Source organism: Nocardioides sp. WS12, from assembly GCF_014108865.1.
GTDB lineage: Bacteria > Actinomycetota > Actinomycetes > Propionibacteriales > Nocardioidaceae > Nocardioides.
Map to the genome: position 1 here is coordinate 665,399 of NZ_CP053928.1, position 18,315 is coordinate 683,713.

The following is an 18,315-nucleotide window of genomic DNA, read 5'->3' on the forward strand; positions in this document are numbered from 1 at the left end:
TCCAACAGGCCTCGCGACAAAGGTCTCGACATGAGATGAGAACTCATGATGCGCATTTCCCGACCCCTGGCGACCCTTGCCTCCGTCTCGCTCCTGACGGTGCTCACCTCGGTGCTCACCGCCTGCGCGGGCGCTCCGTCCGAGGAGAAGGCGTCGTCCACCACGGATGGGTACCCGGTCGAGGTCACCACCTGTGGCTTCACCTCCACCCTCGACGCCAGGCCCACCCGGGCGATCACGATGAACCAGGGCGCGACCGAGGTCGCGCTCGCTCTCGGCGTCGAGGACCAGCTCGCAGGAACGGCGTACATCGATGACGCCGTCCCCGCGAAGTGGAAGGAGGCCTACGACGCGGTGCCGGTCCTCTCCGAGCAGTACCCCGACCACGAGACCGTCATCAGCGCCAAGCCGGACTTCGTCTACGGCTCCTACATCAGTGCGTACGACGACGAGGCCGCTGGTTCGCAGAAGCAGCTGGAGGACCTGGGCATCGCGTCGATGACCTCGCTCTTCGGGTGCGGCGACGGCGACGCGAAGCCCGTCGGTGGCACCACGTTCGAGACCGTCTGGGACGAGATCGACCTGGTGGCGAAGGCGTTCGGCGTCCCGAAGCGGGCCGAGACGATCCGCACCGAGCAAGCGGCGGTGCTCGAGGAACTCGCGGCCGAGAAGCCCGGCGCTGGCGTCGACGTGTTCTGGTACGACTCGGGCGACAAGACGCCGTACGTCGGCACCGGGGAGGGCGGCCCGCAGCTGATCCTGGATGCGGTCGGCGCGACCAACGTGTTCGCGGACATCCCGCACGGCTGGACCGATGTCGCGTGGGAGAAGGTCATTGCGGCCGACCCCGACGTGATCGTCCTGGCCGACGCCTCGTGGTCGACGGCGAAGGAGAAGATCGCCTACCTCAAGAATGATCCCGTGCTCAGCACGATGCGTGCCGTGAAGGCCGGGGCATTCGTCGCCTTGCCGTTCTCGGAGACCACGCCGGGAGTGCGGCTCGCTGATGGCGCCGTCAACGTCGCCGGGCAGCTCGAGGAATTGAAGCGCTGATGTCCGTGGCGCTTTCGTCGCGCCGGGCCCTCGGGCTCGGCGCGACCGGTGGCCTGCGCGTGATCAGCCTGGGCGCGCTGCTCGTCGGTGTGCTGGTGGTCAGCGTGGTGATGGGCGTGGGGATCGGGTCGGTCCCGATCCCGACCTCGACGGTGCTCGAGGTCATCGCCCAGCGCTCGGGCTTCGGCGGGGACGTCTCCCTGCTCGACGACCAGATCGTGTGGCAGTTGCGGATGCCCCGGGTCCTCGGTGCCGCGGCCACGGGCGCGGCGCTGGCGCTCGTCGGTGTGGTGCTGCAGTCACTCACCCGCAACGACCTCGCGGATCCCTACCTGCTGGGCATCTCCGGCGGCGCGGCCGTCGGTGCCGTCAGCGTGCTGGTGCTCGGTGTCTCGGTCGGCGGCCTGCTCGCCACCACGATGCTCACCCTCGGTTCGTTCCTCGGCGCCCTCGGCGCCCTCGCCGCGGTCCTGCTGCTCGCGACCGGGCGGGCAGGCGACCTGCCGCCGGCCCGCACGGTGCTGGCGGGTGTGGCGATCGGGCAGGTGTGCGCGGCGTACACGTCCTTCGTCACGATCATGAGCGGCGACCACGACGCCGCCCGCCGCGTGCTGGCCTGGACGATGGGATCGCTGGCCGGCCTCCGTTGGGACTCGGCGATCCTGCTGCTCGTCGTCGCCGTGGTGGCGTCCGTCGCCGTCCTCGCCTTCACCTCGGACCTCGACGCCTTCGCCTTCGGTGAGTCGGCGGCCAACTCGCTCGGGGTCGCGGTGAACCGGACCCGCTGGATCCTGCTCACGGGTACGGCGCTGGTGACCGCCAGCCTCGTCGCCTACACCGGCGCCATCGGGTTCGTCGGACTCGTCGTGCCTCACGTCGTGCGGCTCCTCGTCGGACCGAGCCACCGTCGGCTGCTGCCGTTGAGTGCGTTGGTCGGAGCGATCCTGCTGGTGTGGGCCGATACGGCGGCCCGCTCGATCATCGACGGCCAGGAGATCCCGATCGGCGTGGTCACGGCCGTGCTCGGTGCACCCGTGTTCGCCGTACTCCTGCGACGGGAGCGGGCGCGATGAGGGCCGCGGAGATCACGTGGGGCGTCCCCGAGCGGACGATCCTCAAGGACGTGTCCCTCGAGTGCTCGCCCGGCACCGTCACCGGCCTGCTCGGGCCGAACGGCTCAGGCAAGACGTCCCTGCTGCATATCCTTGCCGGGCTGTGTCGCCCGGACGCCGGCGAGGTGCACCTCGGTGAGCAGAGCCTGCATCGCCTGAACGCACGGGACCGGGCACGCCGGGTGGCGGTGCTCGAACAGCACTCCGTCACCGGGCTCGACCTGCAGGTCCGCCAGGTGATCGAGCTCGGGCGGATCCCGCACCGCGGCCGCTGGCCCGCGTCCCGCACCGAGGGTCGGGACGCGATCGACCGGGCCATCCGGCTGGCCGAGGTCGGCGACCTGCTGGACCGCCGATGGCAGACCCTGTCCGGCGGCGAGCGCCAGCGGGTGCAACTCGCCCGGGCGCTGGCGCAGGAACCCGAGATCCTGATCCTCGACGAGCCGACCAACCACCTCGACCTGGGCCACCAGATCGACTTCCTCACCACGGTACGGCGGTTGGGGCTCACGGTGATCGCGGCGCTGCACGACCTCGACCTCGCGGCCGCGTTCTGCGACCAGCTGGTGCTGCTCCAGGACGGCGCGGTCGTGGCGTCGGGTGCCGCGGCCGACGTGCTGACGCCGGCCACGATCCAGCAGGTCTACGGCGTGCAGACGTCCGTCGGCCCGCACCCGGAGTCGGGGCGGCTGCACGTCGTGTGGCACCACCGGGACAGCGCATGACCGGGATGACCGGGCCGTCGACGCCGCTCGTGCTCGTTGCGATGGCCGTCGATGCGGCGGCTCGGGACCGGGAACTGGCCGAACTGGCGGAGGCCGTCGGCGCGACCCATGCCTACCTCCAGGGGGCTTCCCCGTCCCTGGCGGCCGAACTGGATCGCCTCCACGCCGCCGGTGAGCGCCGCATCCGGGTCACCCGGGTGCCGGTCGGTGGCACCGCACCGGCCCGGTCCTGGCTGACCCGGGTGGTCGCGTTCTGGCTGACCACCCACCCGGATGCGGACGTCGAGATCCAGGGGCGCGACGCACAGTCGCAGGACACGCTCACCTCGCCGGGCTGGGAAGCGGTCCCAGGTCACCGGCACCACGTCCTGGTCTGCCGGGGACCGCGCTGCGCGGCCAGGGGATCAGCCGACACGAGCGCAGCGATCGACGCCGAACTCCGGGCCCGCGGACTGGGTGACGACGACGTGCTCGTCACCCAGACCGGGTGCATGTTCCCGTGCAACCAGGCCCCGGTGGTCGTCGTACAACCGGACGACCGGTGGTTCGGGCGGGTTCACCCGGACGACGTACCTGCCCTGACCGACGCCTTCAGTGACGGGACGGCGTCACCGTTCGAACTGCCGCGGGCGTCGCGCCAGCGCCCGGCGCCGGGTCTCAGCGCTTCTTCGAGATCTTCTCCTTGATGATGTCCCGGAAGAAGATCGCAGCGCCCTTGGGGTCCTTCCGCGCGCCCTTGGCCAGTTCCTTGAGCAGGGTGAGTTGCTCCTTGCGCTGCTGCTTCTTGTCCGCTGACATGACTTCCTCATCGCTCGGAGTGGACTTCTCCCGCATCCAAGCAGACGGACGACGCGCGCGTTTGCCGATCCGTGGTCGGGTGGGGGAGGTCCGGGCTGTCCGGTCCCCACCAGGGCCACGACAGTACGGCGGCCACGGCTGCGCCGGCGGTGTTGAGGAGGACGTCGTCCACCGACGAGACCCGGTCCAGTCTGAGCACGAACTGGGCGGTCTCGATCGCTGCCGAAGAGAAGGCCGCGAGCACGACGATCCGCGGCAGCGACGCCAGCGCCCGGAACCGCAGCGGGGCGAAGAAGCCCAGCGCCGACAGCAGCACGAGGTTGCCGACCACCTGGATGTCGGACATCGTCTCGAGGTCGCGGAACGGCTCCAGACTCACCGCTCCCGTGACCAGTCCCGCCTGGTTGCCGGGCAGCATCGTCATCCACACCCACGGCACCGTTCCGTACACGAGTCCGACCTCGGCGAGCGACCTGCGCCAGGCCCGCGCCGGCGGCGCACCAGCGGAGATGCGCAGCCGGGCCAGTGCCCAGATCCCCAGCAGGGCAAGGGGAACCAGGGCCACAGCACCGACGGCGATACCCGTCGCCGTACCCAGGATGTCCTGCACGCCGTGGACCCTCACTGCTGCAACCTCGGGTCCTCGGTCGGGTCGGCGTACGGGCGCGGGCACCCGATCCGGGTCGCTTCGGTCCGCAGCTCGAAGTGCCAGGGTTCGTTGCGATAGATCTGACAGAGGCCGTACGACGATCCGTGCCGTGCCAGCCAGCTCGTGGCCTCGCCCTGGGAGATGTCGACGGCGTCACCGGAGACGTGGGCCGAGGTCTCGGGGGTGGCGACCCAGCGGGCCGCCTCCTCGCGGGAGCCGTACTCGGCGACGGCATCGTCGAGCAGCTTCTCCTGGTAGGCCTCGGAGCGCCAGCCGCTGTTGACCTGGAAGGTGATGCCGCTGGCGGCGGCGTCGTCGGCCGCATCGCGGAGCGCCTGCAGGAGGTCGGAGTCGAGGTTGGCCACGGCCGGGTAGGTGTCGTCGAAGACGGTGACGCCATCGGGGAGCTCACCGCCGTCCTCACCCAGGGCACCACTGTTGCCACCGAGGAAGGCGTCGAACGGTGTCGTGATCGTGGAAGCGGTGGAGCCCAGCACCTGCTGGCTCAGCGGAACCGCGATCGCTGCGAAGAGCACGATCGTCCCGATCGCGACTGTCTTGGCGTAGGTCATGGGTCCAGCCAAGGCAAGGCGGCGTTGCCGGGGCGTATCGGGTTTTCGATATGCCGGCGATATGCGGGGACTCGTAGCATCGGCATTGCCATGCGCGTGCTGATCGTCGAGGACGAACCCCTGCTTGCCGTTGCCATCCGCGATGGCCTGCGGCTGGAGGCGATCGCGGCCGACATCGCCGGCGACGGTGACACGGCGCTGGAACTGCTCAGCATCAACACCTACGACATCGCCGTGCTCGACCGCGACATCCCCGGTCCGTCGGGCGATGAGGTCGCCCAGCGGATCGTCGCGTCGGGAAGCGGGATGCCGATCCTGATGCTCACTGCGGCCGACCGGCTCGACGACAAGGCCACCGGGTTCGAGCTCGGCGCCGACGACTACCTCACCAAGCCGTTCGACCTGCGCGAGCTGGTGCTCCGGCTCCGGGCGCTCGACCGCCGGCGCGCCCACAACCGGCCGCCCGTCAGCGAGATCGCCGGTCTGCGCCTCGATCCGTTCCGGCGCGAGGTCTACCGCGACGGTCGGTACGTCGCGCTCACGCGCAAGCAGTTCGCCGTACTCGAGGTGCTCGTCGGTGCCGACGGGGGTGTGATCAGTGCCGAGGAGCTGCTGGAGCGGGCATGGGACGAGAACGCCGACCCGTTCACCAATGCCGTGCGGATCACGGTGTCCTCCCTGCGCAAGCGGCTCGGTGAACCGTGGCTGATCGCGACGGTGCCGGGTGTCGGGTACCGCATCGAGGACGTGGCGGACCGTGGCTAGGCGGCCGTGGGGCCCGAGCGTCCGCCTCAAGCTCACCCTCAGCTACGCGGGCTTCCTGATGGTCGCGGGCGGCCTGCTGCTCGCCACCGTCTGGGTGTTCCTCCTGCGCTACGTGCCGGACCAGGCCGCGTTCCAGCCGTCGTTCGGGCCGTCGCGTACCGATCTCCAGAAGGCCTTCACCCCGCGGGCGATCCAGGCGATGTCCTTCCTGCTCGTCTTCGGTCTTGTCGGGGGTTGGTTCCTGGCGGGACGCATGCTCGCACCGCTGAACCGGATCACCCGCGCCACCCGCCAGGCCACCACCGGCTCGCTCTCCCACCGGATCGAGATGGAGGGGCGCAACGACGAGTTCCGCCAACTGGCCGACGACTTCGACGCGATGCTCGCGCGCCTCGAGGCGCACGTCGCCGAGCAACAGCGGTTCGCCGCCAACGCCTCGCACGAACTGCGCACGCCCCTGACGATCACGCAGACCCTGCTCGAGGTCGCCCGCAACGAGCCGACCCGCAACGTCGACGAACTCATCGACCGGTTGCACCACGTCAACGCGCGCGCCATCGACCTCACCGAGGCGCTGCTGTTGCTCAGCCGCGCCGACCGGCAGGCCTTCGCGCGCGGCGTCGTCGACCTGTCACTCGCTGCCGAAGAAGCAACGGAGACGCTGCTCCCGCTGGCCGAGAAGCGCGGTCTCACCATCGAGACGTCCGGCGACCAGGCGCTGACCACCGGCTCGCAGGCCCTCCTCCTGCAGATGACGACGAACCTCGTCCACAACGCGATCGTGCACAACCTGCCCGCCGACGGAGCGGTGTGGGTACGGACCGGTGCTCATCCCGCGGGCGTCGTACTCACGGTCGAGAGCACGGGCGAGACGCTGACGCCGCAACTGGTGGCGACCCTCGTCGAGCCGTTCCAGCGCGGGAATCAGCGGATCCGCACCGATCACGCCGGCATCGGCCTCGGGCTGGCCATCGTCCAGAGCATCGTGAACGCGCACGACGGCACGCTCACCCTGACGCCACGCCCCGAGGGCGGCCTGGTCGTCAGCGTGGTGCTGCCAGCCCGGCCCTGAGCTGAGCGGCGACCCCCCGCGGGTCGTCGACCCAGAGGTCGACACGGTCGGCGGTGACGTCGCCCTTCGACGTCCGCAGCACGGTGCTTTCGGTGAGCTTCAACTCGAGGTTGGTGCGGCTGCCGACGCCCACGAGGAGCAGGCCGCCATCGAGGTGCACCGACTTCACGATGCCAGGCAGTTCGTGCTCCGCCGACTGGGTGCTGGCGATCGCAGCGAGGGGTACGTCGACCCAGGTCCGTGCGCTGTTGCGGATGCGCAACGTGTCGTCGGTCAGCAGGTGCGGACGCATCCGGTACGACGCCATCAGGCCGAGCATCCAGAGCACGCCCCAGATCCCGACGACCAGGAACGGCAGCCGGATCGCCTCGGCCCACCCGGTGTCGATCTGGCGCAGCACCACCTCGACCACGACCGCCTCGGTCGCGGAGCCGAAGATCCACAGCCACAGCATCGGGCCGACCAGTTGGGCGTAGCCGATCGGCGTCGCGCCCCTGGGTACGGCGGGACGCCGGATGATCCAGCGGGCCAGGCACCCGTACAGGGCCAGCTCGAGCAGGATCGCGTCCCTGACGTGGGCAAAGACGGCGGCGGGCATGAGACGTCGATCGATCAGAAGGCCTGGGGGCCGATCCGTTCGATCGCGACGAAGACGGCGAGGGCCAGCAGGACCACGGTGAACACGGCGCTCGACCATTCACTGCGGCGAGCGTGGGTCAGCGCTGCACCGGCCATCGTCACGGCCAGGCCGATCGCCGCGGCCGGGACGAGCCAGGTGGCGATGTCAAAGGCGCCCGGCAGGATGAGACCGAGTCCGCCGGCGACCTCTGCTGCACCGATGACCTTGAGCATGCCTGGGGAGAAGTCCTCCGCCCAGCCCATCTTCGGGTCAGCGAGGATCTGCTCCTTGGACTTGGCCAGCTTCATGGTGCCGGCCATGAGGAAGAGGGCGGCCAGCAGGCCCGAGACGATCCAGACGACGACGTTCACGGTGACTCCTTCAGCGGAACTCGAGTGTTCCGGTCTCTGTCGAGGCTAGTGGACCTGACTCACGAGTCCGGCGGTTCGCCCGGTCCCTCGGGATGGGTGAGGTCGTAGGCCCGCGCGACCTTCTGCGGTACCACCATCCGCCACGCGTCGACCACGAACTCACGTGCCTCGATCGGGTCCAGCGCCGCCAGGTTCGCGTGCACCCAGTGGAAGCGCAGGTCGGACTCCCGCGGCATCTGGAACTTGTCGGGGTTGCCGGCCACCAGGCCTGCGCGCTCCTCCTTGGGGAACGCGAAGCCCATCACGGTCTCGTCGAGCGAGAACGCGACGTACACGATCTGCTTGACCCGGAACTTCAACCGATGGCGGACGTAGACCTCGTAGGAGCGCTCGAGCTCGGAGCCCAGCCCGCGCACGTCCTCGATCGTTGCCATGGTTCTCCCAGCCTCTCACCGGCCTACGACAACAGGGCTTGACCCTGACGTAGCGTCAACCCTTGATGGTGGGTGCATGAACACGACAGCACCTGCCATCGAGGTCGCCGGACTGCGCAAGGCGTACGGCGACCACACCGTCCTCGACGGCGTCGACCTCTCCGTCCCGGAGGGCACCGTCTACGCCCTGCTCGGCCCCAACGGCGCCGGCAAGACCACCATCGTCCGCATCCTCTCCACCCTCACTTCGGCCGACGGCGGCGTCGCCACCGTTGCCGGGTACGACGTCCGCACCCAGTCGGACGGCGTACGACGCTCGATCGGGGTGACCGGGCAGTTCTCGGCGATCGACGAGCTGCTGACCGGCCGGGAGAACGTCCGGCTGATGGTCGATCTCGCGCATTTGCCCAAGCGGGACGCCGCGGCCCGCGCCAGCGAACTGCTCGAGCGCTTCGGCCTGACCGACGCCGCCGATCGCCGCGCGGCGACGTACTCCGGCGGCATGAAGCGGCGCCTCGACCTGGCCATGACGCTGGTGAGTCGGCCGCGGCTGATCTTCCTCGACGAGCCGACCACCGGGCTCGACCCGCGCAGCCGCCGCGACCTGTGGCAGATCGTGCGCGAACTGCTCACCGAGGGGGTGACGGTGTTCCTCACCACCCAGTACCTCGAGGAGGCCGACCAACTCGCGCACCAGGTGGGGCTCCTCGACAACGGCCGGCTGGTCGCCGAGGGGACCCCAGCCGAGCTCAAGGCCCTGGCCGGAGGGGAGACCCTCGACGACGTCTTCCTGGCCCTGACCGGTCACCCCGCCACCCCCGACAGCACCGACGACACCGACGACAACGACAAGGAGACGGTCCGATGACCACGCTCGCCCTCACCGCCCGCGACTCGGTCACCATGCTGCGCCGCAACCTCAAGCACATGGTCCGCTACCCGTCGCTCACGATCATGCTGATCGCCCAGCCGGTGCTCTTCCTGCTGCTGTTCGTCTACGTCTTCGGCGGCACCATGGGCGCCGGACTGCCCGGCGGCGGCGGTCGCGACGACTACCTCGCCTACGTGTCGCCGGCCATCCTGCTCGTGACCGTCTGCTCGGTCGCGCTCAGCATCGCGATCTATGCCGCCAAGGACGCCACCGAGGGGATCATCGACCGGTTCCGGACGATGCCGATCGCGAAGTCGTCGGTGCTGTCCGGACTCGTCCTCGCTGCGCTGGTGCAGACCGCCCTGGCCCTGACGGTGGTGCTGTTGCTCGCCGTCGCGCTCGGCTGGCGTCCGGATGCCGGGCCGGTCGGCTGGCTGGGGGCGATCGGCGTCCTGACCCTGCTCGCCATCGCGCTGACCTGGCTCTGCGTTGCCCTTGGCCTCGCCGCGGACAGTGTGGAGACGGCCAGCAACAGCCCGATGTTCCTGGTGCTGCTGCCCTTCATCTCCAGCGCGTTCGTGCCGACCGAGTCCATGTCGACCGGACTGGCCTGGGTGGCGGAGAACCAGCCCTTCACGCCGATCATCGACACCCTCCGTGCCTGCTTCGAGGGCCGTGCTCCGGGTGCCGACCTGGCGTGGGCGATCGGCTGGTGCGTGCTGATCACCGTGCTGAGTTTCGCGTGGGCGCGCCGACTCTTCGCCCGGGCTCAGGCACGCTGATCCCATGCTGACGATTGGTGAGCTGGCGTCGTACGCCGGAGTGACGGTGCGCGCCGTACGCCACTATCACGCGAAGGGGCTGATGCCGGAGCCCGAGCGGGACCACTCCGGCTACCGGCGGTACGACGCCAGGGCGGTCGCCGATCTGATCAAGATCCGCACGCTGGCGGAGGCCGGCGTCCCCCTCGCGCGGGTCCAGGAACTGTTGGCCGCCGAGCCGGACGAGTTCGCGGCTGCGGTGACCGACATCGACCAGCGGCTGCGGGCCGAGATCCGGGAGCGGCAGCGGCACCGCGAGCGGATCGCCCAGCTTGCGGCCGGCGACAACCTCGCCCTGCCGCCCGAAGCGGTGGCCTACCTCGACCGGTTGCGGGCCGCCGGCGTCTCGGAACGCCTGATCGAGGGTGAGCGCGATGCCTGGATCCTCGTGGCGGCGCAACTGCCGGAGCACATGCCGTTGTTCATGGAGCTCAAGGGAAACCAACTGGACGAACCGGTCGTCGCTGACTTCTACCGTGACCTCAACGAAGCGCTCGACTGGGCGCCCGACGACCCGCGTCTCCCGGGGTTCGCGGACCGGATGGTGGCGATGTTCGAGGCTGGCGAGCCCGCCGACGTCGAGGAGTGGGAGGACTTCCCGTTGCCAGGCGACCTGGTGGAGCTGCTCGACGCAGTGTTCCTCGACGCGGTGCCGCTCGCCCGCACCTTGCTCGGACTCCTCGAGGAGCGCGGCTGGACCGGGTGGACGAAGCTCGAGCGGATCTGAGTGGCTCAGGACGTCATACGAATTGGTCGCTCAAGCAGCCAATTCGTCTGACGTTGTGGGCTACGAGCGAGCCTTGTCCCGGCGTCGCTCCAGCCTGGTCAGGAGCTGGGGGAGTTCCGCGTCCCATTCCGCTTGTCCTTCAGCCACCCATTGCGCTACCTCCTCGGCGGTGATCTCAGGCGGCAACTGGAGGTTCTCGATCCCGGCCAACGACGCGTCGAAACGGAGGTAGAACTGGTGCGAGTGGCCGAAGTCTCCGAGACCAGTGAGGTCGGGACGGTCGCCTTCGGCTCCGTTCGCCCACCGCTGCCGCTGTTCGCGCGGCCACATGAACTCCAGCACCAGACGATCGACACCATCCACCTGGTCGTCGTACTGCTCGAACAGCGACGCCAGAGGGGCGAGGTCGTCGATGCCCGCGAAGTAGCCGACAGACATGGGGAACTCGGCGAAGTCGGTGATCTTCCGCGCCGCGCGGCCCTTCAGCCGTCGTCGGACCCACTCCGTCACCGCAGGAGCGGCTGCTCCGCTCGTGTCCCAGCGCCGCAGCAGCATCAGGCCGACGGTCTGGTTGTGCAGGTTCCGCTCCTTGAGGGCGAGCGCATAGAGGTGGACGTGGTCCGCTGCCGATTGGTGGGCGCCGAGAGCCTGCAACGCGGAGTCGCGCTCCGCGCCAGACGATTTCGCCGAGCCATCGACGATGGCTACGAGCAGTTCGAGGGCGCGGGTGCCGCCGACACGGCCCAGCGTGAACAGCAGGGCAATTCGATCCTCCGCCGACCCGTACGGCAAGACAGACAGGATGCGATCCTCCAGGTCCGCGTCCACCGGGCCGTCGGTCAACGACCCGCTCGCTCCGCCAGTCGTACGGCGGCGTGCTGGACGATCGCGGTTTCCTCACCGTCGCGCGCCGCCTCGTGGGGGACCGCGCCGCCGAGCAGGCCCGCCGGCTGGGTGAGCCACGCCCACACCTGCCATGCATCCATCGTCGAGGCGAGCAGCGGTTCGAGCACGGGGCCGAGCTCGGCCCGGACCTCGCCGGAATCGTCCAGCTGGAACGCAGGGATCAGGGTTCCGCCGTCGTGCGACACGACCAGCAGGGCCTTCCGCTCCGCGGCCTTGTGTACGGCGAACCGGGTCGCGTTCTCCGATGTGCCCCGAACCTCAGCGAGGCTCGCGTAGCTGTGCGACGTCGTGGCGAGCAGGGTCGTGCGGACCTGCGCCTGCCGCCGCAACTGCACGAGCGCCAGCGGGACCGCGTGCGCCGGGTCGTCGCCGTCCTGGTGCAGCATCTGGTCCAGTGCCTGGATCTGCTCGTCGTTCATCGGCAGCCCGGTCGCGGGGTCGCGCCACTGTGCGTTCCCGTCGGCGTCCCGCTCGAAGGTCGGCAGGCCGGCTTCGCTCAGGTGCTCGGCGAGGTCGAGCTCCTCGAGCCACCCCGCCAGCTGCGTCCCGACCTCGGTGGTCCCCGAAGCGGTCGACTGGCAGGCGTGGGACTCGTCGTGCATGGATCCAGCCTCCCACCGGACCCGGGCCGATTCGACCGGGGGTCAGCTGGTGATCGGGGCGGGCTCGGTGCGCCCGACGATCAGCCGGTCGAGGGAGATCCGGCCGGCTCCGGTGCCGGCCAGGACGAGGGCGAGGAACCCGATCACACCGACCAGTTCCCAGCCACCGGCCGAAGAGAGCACCTCGGTGCCGCGGTGCGCGTACCAGAACGCGCCGGCCATCTGGCCCACGACGAGCAGCCCGGCCAGCGGGGTGAGCAGCCCGGCGATGAGCAGGGCGCCGCCACCGATCTCCGCCACCAGCGCGTAGCCGGCCGCGACCTCCGGCATCGGGATCCCCATGGCCGCGAAGCCGTCGGCGGTGGGGCCGAAGCCCGACTCGAGCTTGTCCAGGCCGTGGGTGAGCAGCACGACGCCCAGACCCAGGCGGGCGACGAGCAGGACGATGTCGCGCAGGGCAGCGGGCGTGCTGAATCCGAGAAGTGCGTGCATGGGGGCCTCCGAGTAGGGCGTCATTGATGAGCGGCTCAAGGTAGTTGAACCTTCATCCAGATGCTGCCGCACGAACCTGTGGGGTTCCTGAAGGAATCCCGTGCACCTCCGGTCAGGTCTCCGGTCTGGTGGTGGTGCGGTCCGGGCTTCGGCGGGGCCGGAGCACCACCAGGGCAACGACCAGCGCCGCCGCCATCATGGTGACCGGGAGCCAGAACGCCGACTGCACCGCCGCGCTGACGTCGGGTGCGAGGACCAGTCGTTCCGCCGGAGACAGCCGCTGCAGGTCGCCGATCCCGTCGTCGCCCAACTGGGGGAGCCGCGTCGACAACTGGCCCGCGAGCAGGACCGCCACAGCGGCCGTGGTGACCGAGGTGGCCAGCTGGTTGAGGACGTTGATCATCGTGCTGCCGGACGGGATGTCGTCGTCGGCCAGGTCCCGGGTCGCCAGCGTGATCGTCGGCAGCATGGTCGCTCCGGCCCCGGTCGTGCCGAGCATCAGGAACGGCACCAGCGACCAGTACGACGCATCGGCAGCCAGTTGCAGGGTGAAGCCGCCGTAGCCGATCACGGCCAGCGCGATCCCGGTCGAGATGACCCGCACGGGCGGCACCCGGTCGATCAGTCGGCCGGACACCTGGATCGAGATCCCGGCGACGACAGCCTGCGGAACCATCAGCAGCCCGGCCGTGGTTGCCGTTTCGCCCCGGGCGACCTGGAAGTAGAGCGGCACCAGGATGAGCGTCGAGAAGTAGCCGCCGGCGAACAGCACCAGCAGCAAGGCACCGCCGCCCGTCGCCCGTACCCCGAGCAGGCGCACCTTCAGCAGCGGTACGACGGCAGTCAGCGCATGCCGCACGAACGCCGCGAGCAGCACCAGTCCCAGCCCGATCGGCAGCACCGAGCGGAGGTCCGAGAGGCTGCCCTCGGACAGCGACGTCCCCACCACGAGCGACGCCATCGCCGGAGCCAGCAGGAACAGGCCGGCGCGGTCGAGCGGCACTGTCGGGTCGCCCGGCAGTGCGGGCAGGTTGCGTCGCCCGAGCCACAGCGCGACCAGGCCGACGGGCACGTTGACCAGGAAGATCCAGCGCCACGACAGGGTGTCCAGGACCCAGCCACCGAGCGGCGGACCGAGCACCGGTCCGACCAGGATGGGCAGACCGAGCAGCGCCATCACCCGACCCTTGTCCCCGACCGGTGCGGCACGCAGCGCGAGGGTCATCGCGGCCGGCATCACGAATCCGCCGCCGAAGCCCTGGATCACCCGGAACGCGATCAGGCTCGGTGCGTCCCAGGCCGTGGCGACCAGCGCAGAGCCCGCGGTGAACAGGGCAATCGCTGCGAGGAAGACCGACCGGGCGCCGTACCTCCTGATCGCCCAGGCGGCGGCAGGGATCACGCTGGCCAGCGCGAGCGTGTAGCCGGTGCTCACCCACTGGATCACCGGCAGGGAGGCATCCATCTCCTGGGCGAGGGGGGCGAGGGCGACGGCGACGACGGTGACATCGAGCGGGATCATCACCGTCCCGGCGATGACGGTGAGGGCGACGGTGGTGGCGCTCCGTGACGCGACGGAGGGACTGGCGACAGCGGTCATGGACCTACCGTCCAACCTCAACTTCTGTTGAGGTCAAGTCGAACGCACTGGAGCCCCCGCCCAGAGTTGGCGGGGGCTCCAGCGGTCGGAGGCGATCAGTACGACGTCTGCGACTGCACGTTCAGTTCGCCGATGGACACACCCTGGGCCGGGGCGACGCGCGGGTCGTTGACCTTGAACACGTCGAAGCCCTGCTGGATGTCACTGGAGTAGATGTGGCCGTTGTACCAGTACGCCGACCACGATCCGCCGAGGATCAGCCGCTCCTCCGAGAGGGGGCCGCGGTCGTAGTACGCGATCTCCTTCGGGTTGGCCGAGTCGGTGAAGTCCCACACCGAGATCCCGCCTTGGTACCAGGCCTGGACCATGATGTCGCGACCCTTGACCGGCACCAGCGAACCGTTGTGGGCCACACAGTTCTCCGTGTTGGCCTGGGTCCGCGGGATCTTGAAGTACGAGCGGAACTGCAGCTTGCCGTCGACGATGTCGTAGATGCCGTCGGCACCCTTCACGTCACCCACGGTCGGGTTGCAGGTCGGGCCACCGCCGCCGCCGAGCTCGTCGGTGAAGACGACCTTGGTGCCGGCGTTGTTGAACGTGGCCGAGTGCCAGAACGCGAAGTTCTCCGTGTCACGGACCGACTCGGTCACCACCGGGTTCGCCCGGTCGGAGATGTCGAGCAGCACGCCGTCACCCATGCAGGCACCAGCCATGGCGTCCTTGCTGGGATACGCCGTGAGGTCGTGGCAGCCGGAGGTCTCGCGGGAGTAGCCACCCGCGGGGTTTCCGCCCTCGGGGAAGAGCACGGGCGTTCTCACGATCGCCGCGTCCTCGGGTGCATCGACCGGCACCTTCACCACGCTGATCTGGTCGTGCGGCGGCTGGCAGTCCGGGAAGCTCGCGTTCGGTGCGTACGACGACGCGTAGACGAACACGTCCTTGTTGTCCTTCGACGGGGCGAGCGTGTGGGTGTGGGACCCGCACGCGGTCTCGACCGCGGCGACGTACTGCGGGGAGGTCGGGTCACTGATGTCGAAGACCCGGATGCCCTCCCACGACTCCTTGATCGTCGCCGACTGGGGCACGTTGTCGCAGGTGTTGTTGCTGCGACTGGAGTCGACGCTGAGGACGAGCAGGTCGCCGTAGACCGAGATGTCGTTCTGCGACCCGGGGCAGAGCACCTGGGTCACGATCTTCGGCTTGTGCGGCTTGCGGATGTCATAGACGGTCAGGCCGTCGTAGTTGCCCTGGAAGGCGTAGTCGCCCTGGAAGGCGAGGTCGGTCTCGAACGATGACTCGGCCGTGAACGCCCCCGACTTGGGGAGGTTGGCGAGCAACGTGATGTTGCGGCTCTTGTCGACCTCGCCGGGCTTGAGGACCGCGGCGCTGTCGTCGAGCTGCGCGATGTCCTGGCCGGGCTGGCAGGCGTCGTCGAAGTTGTCGCCGGCTCTTTCGGCGGCGCGTTCCTGGCCGGGCGGACAGGCCGCGGCTGGTTTGTCGTGGTCGCCGTCATGGGCGTCGGCGGGCAGGGTCACTGCCGTGATGCCGAGGGCCAGCACGCCCAGCGTGGTGACGCCGAGCCTGCGCAGGCGCAGAGGGACAGGGATCGCCATGTTCACTCCCGAGAAAAGTTGGCTGCGGATCCGAACTTCGACCCTCGCCTATGGTGAGGCTTTCACGCAACCCCTTTGAGGAGCTTCTCGGTGTCTCGGTCTCGGTCGTTCGGCTCTGCCCTCGTCGTCCTCGTGGCGGCGCTCTCCCTGAGTGGCTGTCTGGAGAAGGAGAACGACGCGGATCCCGCCAGCGGGTCCTCGCCGCAGGTCGTGCAGCCCGGCGGGCCGGGGGAGGATGCCACCACGGTCGATCCCGGTCAGATCGTGAAGCAGTCCGACTTCGCCCACGACGACGTGGCTTTCATGCAGATGATGATCCCCCACCACGCGCAGGCGCTGACCATGTCGAAGCTGGCCCCCAAGCGGGCGGAGTCGCCCGCCGTGAAGTCAATCGCGCGCCGGGTCCTTGCCGCCCAGCGTCCCGAGATCCTGACCATGGCGGCGTGGCTCGAGAACAAGGGCGTCGCCGTACCGTCGGCCAAGGACGACCCGGCCGACTTCGACCACGGCGAGCACGGCCACGACACGATGCACGGCATGCTCACCGATGCGCAGCTCGCTGCCCTGAAGGCCGCCCGCGGCGCGGAGTTCGACCGGCTGTTCCTCGAGGGCATGATCCAGCACCACGAAGGCGCGATCACGATGGCGGACACCGTCGCGACGGGCGGCACCGACGTCCAGGTCACCGAGATCGCCAACGAGATCGTGATCGGGCAGGGCGCCGAGATCGACCGGATGAAGGCGTTGCTGGCCGAGCTCTAGGAGCGGACGGCGTCCAGGATCGCGAGCTCGTCGTCGGTCAGGCTGATCGACGCGGCCGCGACGTTGGCCCGCACGTGGCTGATGCTGGTCGCGCCCGGAAGGGGCACAACGGCCTGGTCGTGCCTGCGTTGCTGGTGGTGGACCCAGGCCAGCGCGACCTGGCCCGTCGGCACCTCGAGTCGGGCCGCAGGCCCGGCAAGGGCAGCCCGCAGGGCTGAGGGAGTGTCGTCGCCCGACAGCTGGCCATGTCCCAGCGGCGAGTGGGCAACGAGGGTGATGCCCAGCTCCTTCAGGACGGGGAGGAAGGCCTCCGCAGCGTTGGCCACGAGCGACCACTGCTCCTGGAGAGCGGTGACGTGGTGCACGGCATCGGCCCGGCGCACGTCCTCGACGGTGACGTTGGACAGCCCGATGGCGCGGACCTTCCCGGCGGCGACGAGGTCCGCCATCGCGCCGACGGTCTCCTCGATGGGGGTCTCATCGCTTCGGTGGTGCAGGTAGTAGAGGTCGATGACGTCGACACCCAGCCGCTGCAGGCTCGTGTCGCAGGACCGCACGACGGTCGCGGCATCGGCGCGAACACTCCAGTCGCCGCCGTCGCCCCACACCACGCCGAACTTCGTGCAGAGGAGTACCTCGTCGCGCCGTCCCGCGATGGTGCGCCCGACGAGCTCTTCGTTTCCGTACATCTCGGCGGTGTCGAGCAGGGTGACGCCCTGGTCGAGCGCTGCGTGGACGACGGCCACGGGATCCCGGTCCGGCTCCCTCGCGCCACCCGGTTCGGGGTCCCGCAAGCGCATCAGGCCGAGGCCCTGGCGGGGCGGGTTGTCGGCCGACCAGAGCGGCGATGGAGTCATGATCGTGAGGCTAGGACCTCAATCAGACTTGAGGTCAACCGGCGATCTTTCGACGAAGCCAGCCCCAGGGGACTCCTAGGGTGTGCGCATGACGCTGCCCCTGCCCGGCCCCGACACCACTGCGATCGTCACTGGGGCCTCCTCCGGCATCGGCACGGAGATCGCGCGTGAGTTGTCCCGCCGCGGGCACCACGTGACCCTGGTGGCCCGGTCCGTTGACAAGCTCGAGGCCCTGGCCGCCGAACTGACCAGCGGTGCCGACGTGCTCGCCACCGACCTGTCCGACCGACCGAGCCGCGCCGGGCTCCTCGACCGGGTCGCCGCCAACGGCCGCGTCCCGAACATCCTGATCAACAACGCCGGCCTGTCCACGATGGGGCCGGTCAGTGCGTCGGACCCGATCGCCGAGATGGGCATGATCGAGGTCGACGTCGTCGCCGTGGCCGACCTCTGCAGCCGGGTCCTGCCCGGCATGGTCGAGCGCGGCGAGGGGGCCGTCCTCAACGTCGCGTCGACGGCGGCCTTCCAGCCCCTGCCCGGTCAGGCCGGGTACGGCGCCGGCAAGGCCTTCGTCCTGTCGTACACGCAGAGCCTGGCCGGTGAACTGCGCGGCACCGGCGTCAGTGCGACCACCCTGTGCCCCGGCCCGGTGGACACCGGCTTCGGCGAACGCGCCGGCTTCACCAAGGAAGAAGCCGAGGCCGCGTTGCCGAGCGTGATGTGGGTGTCCGCGCGCGACGTCGCCCTTGCTGCTGTCGAGGGCATGGAGAAGGGCCGCCTCGTCGTGATCCCCGGCAAGGTCAACCGCGCCGCCGCCGCGCTCGCGCAGGTCACACCCCGCACGCTGTTGCTGCCGATCCTCACGAAGAGCCACCCCGGCCTGCGCTGACGGGT

The 18,315-nt window shown here is 69.7% G+C and carries 23 protein-coding genes; 11 read left to right on the top strand and 12 right to left on the bottom strand.

Translation table 11 applies throughout. The features are described from left to right. Positions 1 to 45 precede the first annotated feature (45 nt). The 4 genes from HRC28_RS02960 to HRC28_RS02975 are packed head-to-tail and all read left to right on the top strand — an operon-like array spanning position 46 to position 3,576. Positions 46 to 1,053: an ABC transporter substrate-binding protein gene (locus HRC28_RS02960; protein ID WP_182378709.1), complete on the top strand. Its 1,008-nt coding sequence runs from the start codon at positions 46 to 48 to the stop codon at positions 1,051 to 1,053. After that, a complete protein-coding gene (locus HRC28_RS02965; RefSeq protein WP_182378710.1) occupies positions 1,053 to 2,126 on the top strand; it encodes an iron chelate uptake ABC transporter family permease subunit in 1,074 nt (357 codons plus the stop codon). The genes HRC28_RS02960 and HRC28_RS02965 overlap by 1 nt, the downstream gene beginning before the upstream one ends. Then, positions 2,123 to 2,890, top strand: coding sequence for an ABC transporter ATP-binding protein (locus HRC28_RS02970; protein WP_182378711.1), 768 nt, complete (start codon positions 2,123 to 2,125; stop codon positions 2,888 to 2,890). Before HRC28_RS02965 ends, HRC28_RS02970 begins: the two co-directional genes overlap by 4 nt. Continuing rightward, a complete protein-coding gene (locus HRC28_RS02975) occupies positions 2,887 to 3,576 on the top strand; it encodes a (2Fe-2S) ferredoxin domain-containing protein (RefSeq protein ID WP_182378712.1) in 690 nt (229 codons plus the stop codon). The genes HRC28_RS02970 and HRC28_RS02975 overlap by 4 nt, the downstream gene beginning before the upstream one ends. On the opposite strand, the gene HRC28_RS02980 is transcribed toward HRC28_RS02975, so the two are convergent. From HRC28_RS02980 to HRC28_RS02990, 3 genes are read right to left on the bottom strand one after another with little or no spacing between them, the layout of a single operon-like run. Continuing rightward, positions 3,548 to 3,688, bottom strand: coding sequence for a hypothetical protein (locus HRC28_RS02980; protein WP_182378713.1), 141 nt, complete (start codon positions 3,686 to 3,688; stop codon positions 3,548 to 3,550). The genes HRC28_RS02975 and HRC28_RS02980 overlap by 29 nt on opposite strands. Positions 3,689 to 3,695: 7 nt before the next feature. Beyond that, entirely contained in the window at positions 3,696 to 4,313 is a 618-nt protein-coding gene (locus tag HRC28_RS02985) for a VanZ family protein (protein ID WP_182378714.1), read from the bottom strand. After that, entirely contained in the window at positions 4,310 to 4,909 is a 600-nt protein-coding gene (locus tag HRC28_RS02990; protein ID WP_182378715.1) for a M15 family metallopeptidase, read from the bottom strand. Before HRC28_RS02990 ends, HRC28_RS02985 begins: the two co-directional genes overlap by 4 nt. Before the next feature lie 90 nt (positions 4,910 to 4,999). Between HRC28_RS02990 and HRC28_RS02995 the strand changes: the two genes are divergently transcribed. Both HRC28_RS02995 and HRC28_RS03000 read left to right on the top strand, forming a co-directional pair. Beyond that, the gene (locus tag HRC28_RS02995) at positions 5,000 to 5,674 is read left to right on the top strand and encodes a response regulator transcription factor (protein WP_182378716.1); all 675 of its coding nucleotides are present in this window, start codon (positions 5,000 to 5,002) and stop codon (positions 5,672 to 5,674) included. Beyond that, positions 5,667 to 6,746, top strand: a complete 1,080-nt coding sequence (locus HRC28_RS03000) for a HAMP domain-containing sensor histidine kinase (protein WP_202033205.1) — start codon at positions 5,667 to 5,669, stop codon at positions 6,744 to 6,746. Before HRC28_RS02995 ends, HRC28_RS03000 begins: the two co-directional genes overlap by 8 nt. Here HRC28_RS03000 and HRC28_RS03005 read toward each other — a convergent pair. Genes HRC28_RS03005 through HRC28_RS03015 form a run of 3 tightly spaced genes read right to left on the bottom strand, consistent with a single transcriptional unit; the run spans position 6,718 to position 8,170 of the window. Beyond that, positions 6,718 to 7,344, bottom strand: a complete 627-nt coding sequence (locus HRC28_RS03005; protein ID WP_182378717.1) for a hypothetical protein — start codon at positions 7,342 to 7,344, stop codon at positions 6,718 to 6,720. The two genes, HRC28_RS03000 and HRC28_RS03005, sit on opposite strands and share 29 nt — an antisense overlap. 14 nt (positions 7,345 to 7,358) lie before the next feature. After that, the gene (locus HRC28_RS03010) at positions 7,359 to 7,736 is read right to left on the bottom strand and encodes a DoxX family protein (protein ID WP_182378718.1); all 378 of its coding nucleotides are present in this window, start codon (positions 7,734 to 7,736) and stop codon (positions 7,359 to 7,361) included. 59 nt (positions 7,737 to 7,795) lie between these two features. Next, the gene (locus HRC28_RS03015) at positions 7,796 to 8,170 is read right to left on the bottom strand and encodes an MmcQ/YjbR family DNA-binding protein (protein ID WP_182378719.1); all 375 of its coding nucleotides are present in this window, start codon (positions 8,168 to 8,170) and stop codon (positions 7,796 to 7,798) included. Between the two features lie 76 nt (positions 8,171 to 8,246). Between HRC28_RS03015 and HRC28_RS03020 the strand changes: the two genes are divergently transcribed. The 3 genes from HRC28_RS03020 to HRC28_RS03030 are packed head-to-tail and all read left to right on the top strand — an operon-like array spanning position 8,247 to position 10,589. Further along, entirely contained in the window at positions 8,247 to 9,038 is a 792-nt protein-coding gene (locus HRC28_RS03020; RefSeq protein WP_182378720.1) for an ATP-binding cassette domain-containing protein, read from the top strand. Beyond that, complete coding sequence (locus tag HRC28_RS03025; RefSeq protein WP_182378721.1) at positions 9,035 to 9,823, top strand: ABC transporter permease; 789 nt, start codon at positions 9,035 to 9,037, stop codon at positions 9,821 to 9,823. Before HRC28_RS03020 ends, HRC28_RS03025 begins: the two co-directional genes overlap by 4 nt. Before the next feature lie 4 nt (positions 9,824 to 9,827). Continuing rightward, positions 9,828 to 10,589, top strand: coding sequence for a MerR family transcriptional regulator (locus tag HRC28_RS03030; RefSeq protein ID WP_182378722.1), 762 nt, complete (start codon positions 9,828 to 9,830; stop codon positions 10,587 to 10,589). 60 nt (positions 10,590 to 10,649) lie between these two features. On the opposite strand, the gene HRC28_RS03035 is transcribed toward HRC28_RS03030, so the two are convergent. The 5 genes from HRC28_RS03035 to HRC28_RS03055 all read right to left on the bottom strand — a co-directional run bounded on the left by HRC28_RS03035 (position 10,650) and on the right by HRC28_RS03055 (position 15,802). Beyond that, a complete protein-coding gene (locus tag HRC28_RS03035) occupies positions 10,650 to 11,381 on the bottom strand; it encodes a hypothetical protein (protein ID WP_182378723.1) in 732 nt (243 codons plus the stop codon). A gap of 47 nt (positions 11,382 to 11,428) precedes the next feature. Then, positions 11,429 to 12,097: a hypothetical protein gene (locus HRC28_RS03040; protein ID WP_182378724.1), complete on the bottom strand. Its 669-nt coding sequence runs from the start codon at positions 12,095 to 12,097 to the stop codon at positions 11,429 to 11,431. Positions 12,098 to 12,139: 42 nt separating this feature from the next. Beyond that, complete coding sequence (locus HRC28_RS03045; RefSeq protein WP_182378725.1) at positions 12,140 to 12,589, bottom strand: DoxX family protein; 450 nt, start codon at positions 12,587 to 12,589, stop codon at positions 12,140 to 12,142. Between the two features lie 112 nt (positions 12,590 to 12,701). Next, entirely contained in the window at positions 12,702 to 14,189 is a 1,488-nt protein-coding gene (locus HRC28_RS03050; protein ID WP_182378726.1) for a DHA2 family efflux MFS transporter permease subunit, read from the bottom strand. A gap of 95 nt (positions 14,190 to 14,284) precedes the next feature. Continuing rightward, a complete protein-coding gene (locus HRC28_RS03055) occupies positions 14,285 to 15,802 on the bottom strand; it encodes a hypothetical protein (protein ID WP_182378727.1) in 1,518 nt (505 codons plus the stop codon). A 90-nt stretch (positions 15,803 to 15,892) separates the two neighbouring features. Here HRC28_RS03055 and HRC28_RS03060 point away from each other — a divergent pair, with 90 nt between their 5' ends. Then, positions 15,893 to 16,564, top strand: a complete 672-nt coding sequence (locus HRC28_RS03060) for a DUF305 domain-containing protein (protein ID WP_182378728.1) — start codon at positions 15,893 to 15,895, stop codon at positions 16,562 to 16,564. Here HRC28_RS03060 and HRC28_RS03065 read toward each other — a convergent pair. Further along, complete coding sequence (locus tag HRC28_RS03065; protein WP_202033206.1) at positions 16,561 to 17,421, bottom strand: aldo/keto reductase; 861 nt, start codon at positions 17,419 to 17,421, stop codon at positions 16,561 to 16,563. The two genes, HRC28_RS03060 and HRC28_RS03065, sit on opposite strands and share 4 nt — an antisense overlap. Before the next feature lie 88 nt (positions 17,422 to 17,509). Here HRC28_RS03065 and HRC28_RS03070 point away from each other — a divergent pair, with 88 nt between their 5' ends. After that, the gene (locus HRC28_RS03070) at positions 17,510 to 18,310 is read left to right on the top strand and encodes an SDR family oxidoreductase (protein ID WP_182378729.1); all 801 of its coding nucleotides are present in this window, start codon (positions 17,510 to 17,512) and stop codon (positions 18,308 to 18,310) included. The last annotated feature ends 5 nt before the right edge of the window (positions 18,311 to 18,315 follow it).